The following is an 8,057-nucleotide window of genomic DNA, read 5'->3' on the forward strand; positions in this document are numbered from 1 at the left end:
GGTACCGGTCCGTCAGTGCAGCCGCGCGCTCTTCGTCTCCGGGGCGTTGAAGGCCATGAAGACCACGGCGAGCAGCACGAGCCCGCCCGTGAGGGCGAACGTGAGCGGGAGGCCGAGGAGCGGCCACAGCAGGGTGCCGAAGATCAGCGGCACGAGGCCCGCGCCCACCCGGGAGATGGTCGACGCCCAGCCGAAGCCGCTGCCCCGGAGCTCGGTGGGGTACAGCTCCGAGACGTACGTGTAGAGCACGGGGATGGCCACCTGCACCACGAACCCGAAACCGAGCAGCCAGGCGGTGGCGACGGCGGGCAGGTCCAGGGTCAGTGCGAAGGCCACCAGGAGCAGGGCGGATCCCGGACCCGTGATGGCGAGGAGCCACTTGCGGCCGACCCGCTCCACGAGCAGGGCGGCGGCGACGACGCCGAGGAAGCCGACACCCGTCATGAACGTGGTGGTGATGAACGCAACGGACTGCGCGTAGCCGGAGGCGATGAGGATGCGCGGCATCCACGTCAGCGCACCGTAGTAGACGAGTAGGATGGTGAGGAACAGGCTCCATGCGGTCAGCGTGATGCGCCAGTTGTAGCGCCACAGGCCGGTGAGCTGCCCCGAGATGCTGCCGAGGGACAAGCGGGGGATGTCCTCCGGGTCGGGCAGGCGCCAGGCGCGTTCCGTCGCGCCGGTCCGGGCGACGAGGCCGTCGATGACCTCCCGCGCCTCCTCCTGCCGACCGCGCTGCACGAGGTAGAGCGGGGACTCCGGGACGCCGCGCCGCACCCAGAACACGAGGAGCGCGGGGAGCACCATGACGAGCATCGCGTAGCGCCAGTCGCCGAACTGCGCGACGACCGCCGTCGTCACCACCCCGCACAAAAAGGCGCCCACGGGCCACCACGCGTCCATGGCCGTGAGGACCCGGCCGCGCTGGCGCCGCGGGGTGAACTCGCCGACCAGCGCGTAGTCCACCGGGATGCAGCCGCCGAGGCCGAAGCCCGCGAGGAACCGGAACACGCAGAACCAGACGATGTCGGGGGAGAACGCCCCGAGCACCGTGAAGACGGAGAAGACGAGGAGCGTCAGGGTGAACGCCTTCTTGCGGCCGATGATGTCCGCCACCGACCCCCAGGCGAACGCACCGACGGCCATCCCGATCAGGTTCGACGTCGCGATCCACGCCGCCTGGCCGGGGGAGAGCCCCCAGTCGCCGATGAGCAGGGGGATCAGGTAGGCGTTGAGGGTGACGTCCCAGGCGTCGAACATGAAGCCGAGGCCGCCGATGAGGAAGATCTTCCCCTGGACCTTCCAGCGCCAGGGGAGATCCTGCACCACCTGGTCGCCGGTGGGGAGCTGCGTGTTGATGCTCATGATGCCTTCGTGGAGGGGCCGGGTACTGCGAGAACTGTACCGGGAAGCACCCCGCCGGATCGCCGGGGTGGGGCCGGCGACGGGGTGCCGCACGCCGCCACCTATAGACTGGTGCGCGACCCCGGCGACCCCCTGACTGACGGAGAACTGCGTGAGCCCCCACCTCGACCGTGTCCCCATCCGTCGCGCACTGATCTCGGTGTTCGACAAGACCGGCCTGGAGGAGCTGGCCCAGGGCCTGCACCGTGCGGGCGTCTCGATCGTCTCCACCGGCTCGACGGCGCAGCGCATCGCCGCCGCGGGCGTCCCCGTGACCGAGGTGTCCGAGGTGACCGGCTTCCAGGAGACCCTCGACGGGCGCGTGAAGACCCTCCACCCCAAGGTGCACGCCGGGATCCTCGCGGACCGCCGCCGGCAGGAGCACGTGGACCAGCTGGCAGAGCTCGACATCGAGGCCTTCGACCTCGTGGTCGTGAACCTCTACCCCTTCGTGGAGACGGTCCGCTCGGGTGCGGACTCCGACGCCGTCGTCGAGCAGATCGACATCGGCGGCCCGGCCATGGTCCGGTCCGCCGCCAAGAACCACCCGTCGGTCGCCGTCGTGGTCGATCCGGCCAGGTACGGCGACGTGGTCGCCGCGGCCGCCGAGGGCGGCTTCGACCTGAGGGCACGGCGGCGGCTGGCCGCGCTCGCCTTCGCGCACACCGCCGCGTACGACACCGCCGTCGCGTCCTGGACCGCCGAGCAGTTCGACACGGACGACGACGACTTCTCCTGGCCGGGGTACGCGGGCCTCGCGCTCGAGCGCTCCGAGGTGCTCCGCTACGGCGAGAACCCGCACCAGCAGGCGGCGCTGTACGTGGAGAAGGGTGCAACGCCGGGTATCGCCCAGGCGGACCAGCTCCACGGCAAGGCCATGAGCTACAACAACTTCGTCGACGCCGACGCAGCCCTCCGCGCGGCCTTCGACTTCGACGAGCCCGCCGTCGCCATCATCAAGCACGCCAACCCCTGCGGTGTGGCTGTCGGTTCGGCGGACGCCGAGGACCCGATCGCGGACGCCCACGCCAAGGCGCACGCCTGCGACCCGGTGTCGGCCTTCGGCGGGGTCATCGCCGCGAACCGCGAGGTCACGGCCCGCATGGCGGAGACCGTGAAGGACATCTTCACGGAGGTGGTGATCGCGCCGTCGTTCTCCGCCCAGGCCGTCGAGATCCTCTCGCAGAAGAAGAACATCCGGCTGCTGACCCTGCCCGAGGGCTACGGTCGCAACCCCGTGGAGTTCCGCCAGGTGTCCGGGGGAGTCCTCATGCAGGTCGCCGACACGCTCGACGCCGACGGCGACGACCCCTCGGGCTGGACGCTCGTCGCCGGGGAGCGGGCCGACGACGCCACGCTCGCCGACCTCCGGTTCGCATGGACGGCCTGTCGGGCCGCGAAGTCCAACGCGATCCTGCTGGCCAGGGACGGTGCCTCCGTCGGCGTCGGGATGGGCCAGGTCAACCGTGTGGACTCCTGCCGCCTCGCCGTCGAGCGTGCCAACACGCTCGCCGACACCGAGCGGGCCCGCGGGTCCGTGGCGGCGTCGGACGCGTTCTTCCCCTTCGCCGACGGGCTTCAGATCCTGCTCGACGCCGGTGTCCGCGCCGTCGTCCAGCCCGGCGGTTCGGTGCGGGACCAGGAGGTCGTCGATGCTGCGAACGCTGCCGGCGTCACCCTGTACCTGACGGGCGCGCGCCACTTCTTCCACTGACGCCACCGAAGGGTCCCGCCGTTAGGCGAAGGCCCGCGGACCTCGGTAAGTTAGAGCCGATGGGCAACCCCCAAACCGACCACCGCAGATCACCAGGGAGAAGCCAACCCATGGCCAGAATCATCTACACCCATACCGACGAAGCGCCGATGCTCGCCACCTACTCGTTCCTGCCGATCATCGAGGCGTTCGCGTCCACGGCGGGTGTCGAGGTGGAGGTCAGGGACATCTCGCTCTCGGGACGCATCATCGCCCTCTTCGGCGACCACCTCACCGAGGACCAGCAGATGGCCGACGCGCTGGCGGAGCTCGGCGCCCTGGCGAAGACGCCGGAAGCCAACATCATCAAGCTGCCGAACATCAGCGCTTCGATCCCGCAGCTCAAGGCGGCCATCGCCGAGCTCCAGGGCCAGGGCTACGCGCTGCCGGACTACCCGGACCACCCGTCCACCGACGAGGAGAAGGACGTCCGCGCGCGGTACGACAAGGTCAAGGGCAGCGCCGTGAACCCGGTGCTCCGCGAGGGGAACTCGGACCGCCGCGCACCCGCGTCCGTCAAGAACTACGCGCGGCAGAACCCGCACAGCATGGGCGCCTGGACGCCGGAGTCGAAGACGAATGTCGCCCACATGACGACCGGCGACTTCCGCTCGAACGAGCAGTCCGTCGTCATCCCGGCAGATGGCACCCTCCGCATCCAGCAGGTCGCGGCCGACGGAACCGTCACCGTGCTCAAGGACTCGATCCCAGTGCTCGCGGACGAGGTCGTCGACGGCACCGTCATGCGCGCCGATGCGCTCAACGAGTTCCTCAAGGCCCAGGTGGCCCGGGCCAAGGACGAGGGCGTGCTCTTCTCGGCCCACCTGAAGGCCACCATGATGAAGGTCTCCGACCCGATCATCTTCGGCCACGTGGTCCGCGCCTTCCTGCCCGAGCTCTTCGAGACGTACGGGGAACAGCTCACCGCTGCCGGACTCAGCCCGAACAACGGCCTCGCGTCGATCCTCGGCGGCCTCGACAAGCTGCCGGAGGACGTCCGCGAGGGCGTCCAGCAGGCCATCACCAGGGGCATGGAGGACGGCCCGGCGATCGCCATGGTGGACTCCGACAAGGGCATCACCAATCTGCACGTCCCGAGCGATGTGATCGTCGACGCATCCATGCCCGCCATGATCCGCAGCTCCGGCCACATGTGGGGGCCGGACGGCAAGGAAGCCGACACGCTCGCCGTCATCCCCGACAGCAGCTACGCCGGCATCTACCAGGTCGTCCTCGACGACTGCCGGGCCAACGGCGCGTTCGACCCGACCACCATGGGCACCGTCCCCAACGTCGGCCTCATGGCGCAGGCCGCCGAGGAGTACGGCAGCCACGACAAGACGTTCGAGATCCGGACCGAGGGCAAGGTCCAGGTCCTCGACGCTGACGGCTCCGTGCTGATCGAGCACGACGTCGCACCCGGCGACATCTGGCGTGCCTGCCAGACCAAGGACGCCGCGATCCTCGACTGGGTGAAGCTGGCCGTCACGCGTGCCCGCGCCTCGGCGACGCCCGCCGTGTTCTGGCTCGACGAGAGCCGCGCCCACGACGCCAAGCTGATCTCCAAGGTCGAGGCGTACCTCGCCGAGCACGGCACGGACGACGTCGAGCTGCAGATCCTGACGCCCGTCGACGCCACCGCCTTCACACTCAAGCGCATCCGCGAGGGTGCCGACACCATCTCCGTGACCGGCAACGTGCTGCGTGACTACCTGACCGACCTGTTCCCGATCCTCGAGCTCGGCACGAGCGCCAAGATGCTCTCGGTGGTGCCCCTGATGAACGGCGGCGGACTCTTCGAGACCGGCGCCGGCGGATCCGCCCCGAAGCACGTGCAGCAGCTCGTGAAGGAGAACCACCTGCGCTGGGACAGCCTGGGTGAGTTCCTCGCCCTCGCTGTGAGCTTCGAGCACCTCGCGACGTCGACCGGCAACGCACGTGCGCAGGTCCTCGCCGACACGCTGGACCGCGCCACCGGCACGTTCCTGCTCGAGAACAAGTCGCCCAGCCGCCGCGTCGGCGAGATCGACAACCGTGGGAGCCACTACTTCCTCGCCCGCTACTGGGCGGAGGAGCTGGCCGAGCAGGAGCAGGACGCCGAGCTCGCCGAGAGCTTCGCGCGCGTCGCCGAGGCGCTGACGGGCAACGAGGACACCATCGTCTCCGAGCTGCTCGCCGTGCAGGGTTCGCCCGCGGACATCGGGGGCTACTACCACCCCGACGTCACGAAGGTCACCCAGGTGATGCGTCCCTCCGCGAAGCTGTCCGAGGTCCTCGCGATCCTGGCCAAGTAGTTCCTCACCGATCAGCCGGCGTTCCACCCGTGTGGTACGCCGGCTGATCACTTCAACAACAACCATTTACATGCGCCCCAGGACAAGCTTATGGTTGCTCCACGGTCTCAACCTGGGGTGGTGTCGCGATGAAGATGCAGAAGCGTCGGTCTTTCACGACCACCCTGCGCGTGTCGTTCCTGACCGGGGTCGGAGCCCTCGGCTGGCTGGCCCTCGGTGCCACCGGAGCCTCGGCCGCCGAGTCTCCCCGCGACGCCGGTCTGCTCGATTCGGTGGTCGGCGTCGTCGACTCCGTGAGCGCACCCGCCGTCTCCTCCCTCTCGAAGCCGCTCTCCTCGGTGACCCCCGCAACCCCGGCTTCCGCTGCGGCGCGGCCCCTCCTGGCAGATCTCCCCGTCGTCCCCGACCTCGTGGCCCGCGTGCCACAGGTAGCCGCGCAGCCGGCGGGCACCGTTCTCGTCCCCGTGACCTCGGCGGTCGACACTCTGGTCGCCCATGTGCCGGTCGTGCACTCCCTGGTACCCGCCGGGACGGTCACGGGTGTGACCTCCCCGGTGATCGGGGCCGTCGACGGAGCAGTCGGCGGCGTCACCGCGCCGGTGCTCGAGGTCGTCGCGCCGGTCACGGAGGTCGTGACCCCGGTGGTCGACGTCGTCGTCCCGGCTCCTGGGATCATTCCTCCCGTCGACGTCGTCGTCCCCGTGCTGGAGGACGCTGCGCCAGTGGCGGCTCCCGCAGTGCCCGCGGTCGACGCCCTGCCCGGCGTCGCGGGAACACCTGCCGAGCCGGTCCGCGCCGACGACGTCACCTCCGCTTCCGACGACGTCACCTCCGCCTCCGGCGGGGCTGGCGGCGCGGTGCAGGACGCGCCTCGGACCGCCTCCGCTGCTCCCGTCGGCAGCGTCGAAGTGGCTGGTCGGAACGCTTCCCTTCTCCCGGTGACCCTGGCAGGCGTCGAGGCCGGGGATATCGCCGACGCCCCCGTTCTGGCAGGTATCGCTCAGGCAACGACCGCGCTGCCGGACCTGCCGACCGCGCCCATCGCTGTGTCCGCGGGCGCCCCGACCTCCATGACCAGCGGCGGCACCACGGCCCCGCTCGCGGCGCTCAGCGGCGCGGCCCTTCTTGTCGTCATCCTGCTCTCCGGCCGGGCCGACCGCTCCGCGGTTGCCGGTCTTCCGACCTCCCCCAGCTTCGATCCCGGCTCCTCTCCTGATTAGTGGTGGCCTCGCCGTGCTCCGCGCGGCAGACGGCTCACGGCGCCTCGGGCGTCTCCACACCACTTCGATTCACAGGAGAACATCATGCGTACATGCGTGCAGCGCGGGCTCTACGGGGCCCTTCTAGCCGGGGGCGTCGTCGTCCTCGGAGCAGGGTCGGCAGTGGCTGCAGACCTTTCGGCAACACCCGATGCCGAGCTCGCTTCGAGTCTCAGAACCGTCATCACCGCACCCCTGCAGTCCGGGACCACGAGCGGTTCGGTCATCCAGGAGACGGTGGTCTCGCTCGATGGTTCCCCCGACCTCGGTGTCGACCTCGGCGTCATCGGCAGCGGATCCTCCGATCACCTGCTCGACGGCGGACTGCTGAACGGGGGAGTCCTCGGCGGGAATGTCATCTCGCCCGAGATCGTGGTGCCGGTGAACCTGTCCGGAAACTCGGTGTCCGTGATCGGTGATTCGTCGACGGCAGACGGGTCCACGTCGACCGGGTCGACCGGTGGTGCGGCTCCCGCTCCCGCTCCCGCTCCGGCAGCGGCTGAGGGCGGCCTGCTGAACGGGGGACTCCTGGGCGGGAATGTCATCTCGCCCGAGATCATCGTTCCGGTGAATGTCGGCTGCAACGATGTGACCCTGATCGGTGACAGTGCCTCTGATTGCACGAACGGTTCCACCGGCACCACGACTGGAACGACGCCTGGCATGACGCCCGGTAGCACTGACGGCGGCATCCTCGACGGGAATGTGATCTCGCCCGAGATCGTGGTGCCGGTGAACCTGTCCGGCAACTCGGTGTCCGTGATCGGTGATTCGTCGACGGCAGGCGGGTCCGGGTCGACCGGGTCGACCGGTGGTGCGGCTCCCGCTCCCGCTCCGGCTGAGGGCGGCCTGCTGAACGGGGGAGTCCTGGGCGGGAATGTCATCTCGCCCGAGGTCATCGTCCCGGTGAATGTCGGCTGCAACGGTGTCACCGTGATCGGTGACAGTGCCTCTGATTGCACGACCGGTTCCACCGGCACCACGCCCGGAACGACGCCCGGCACCACGACCGGAACGACGCCCGGTACCACGCCCGGCATGACGCCCGGTACCACTGACGGCGGCATCCTCGACGGGAATGTGATCTCGCCCGAGATCATCGTCCCGGTGAATGTCGGCTGCAACGGTGTCACCGTGATCGGTGACAGTGCCTCGGATTGCACGAACGGTTCCACCGGCACCACGCCCGGAACGACGCCCGGCACCACGACCGGAACGACGCCCGGCATGACGCCCGGAACGACGCCCGGTACCACTGACGGCGGCATCCTCGACGGGAATGTGATCTCGCCCGAGATCATCGTCCCCGTGAATGTCGGCTGCAACGGTGTCACCGTGATCGGTGAC

The 8,057-nt window shown here is 69.5% G+C and carries 5 protein-coding genes; 4 read left to right on the top strand and 1 reads right to left on the bottom strand.

The genetic code is table 11. The features are described from left to right. Window positions 1–12 precede the first annotated feature (12 nt). On the bottom strand, window positions 13–1,365 hold the full coding sequence (locus tag AC4D2C_RS12830; protein ID WP_490915262.1) for an MFS transporter: 1,353 nt from the start codon (window positions 1,363–1,365) through the stop codon (window positions 13–15). A gap of 151 nt (window positions 1,366–1,516) precedes the next feature. On the opposite strand from AC4D2C_RS12830, the gene purH reads away from it, so the two are divergent. The 4 genes from purH to AC4D2C_RS12850 all read left to right on the top strand — a co-directional run. Further along, on the top strand, window positions 1,517–3,118 hold the full coding sequence (gene purH / locus AC4D2C_RS12835) for a bifunctional phosphoribosylaminoimidazolecarboxamide formyltransferase/IMP cyclohydrolase (RefSeq protein ID WP_490915263.1): 1,602 nt from the start codon (window positions 1,517–1,519) through the stop codon (window positions 3,116–3,118). Between the two features lie 110 nt (window positions 3,119–3,228). Continuing rightward, on the top strand, window positions 3,229–5,451 hold the full coding sequence (locus AC4D2C_RS12840; RefSeq protein ID WP_490915264.1) for an NADP-dependent isocitrate dehydrogenase: 2,223 nt from the start codon (window positions 3,229–3,231) through the stop codon (window positions 5,449–5,451). Between the two features lie 128 nt (window positions 5,452–5,579). Continuing rightward, window positions 5,580–6,671, top strand: a complete 1,092-nt coding sequence (locus AC4D2C_RS12845; RefSeq protein WP_490915265.1) for a hypothetical protein — start codon at window positions 5,580–5,582, stop codon at window positions 6,669–6,671. A gap of 84 nt (window positions 6,672–6,755) precedes the next feature. After that, window positions 6,756–8,057: chaplin family protein (locus tag AC4D2C_RS12850; RefSeq protein ID WP_490915266.1), on the top strand; the 1,302-nt coding region annotated here is incomplete at its 3' end.

The sequence above is a fragment of the Arthrobacter sp. TJ-240 genome (genome assembly GCF_058269195.1).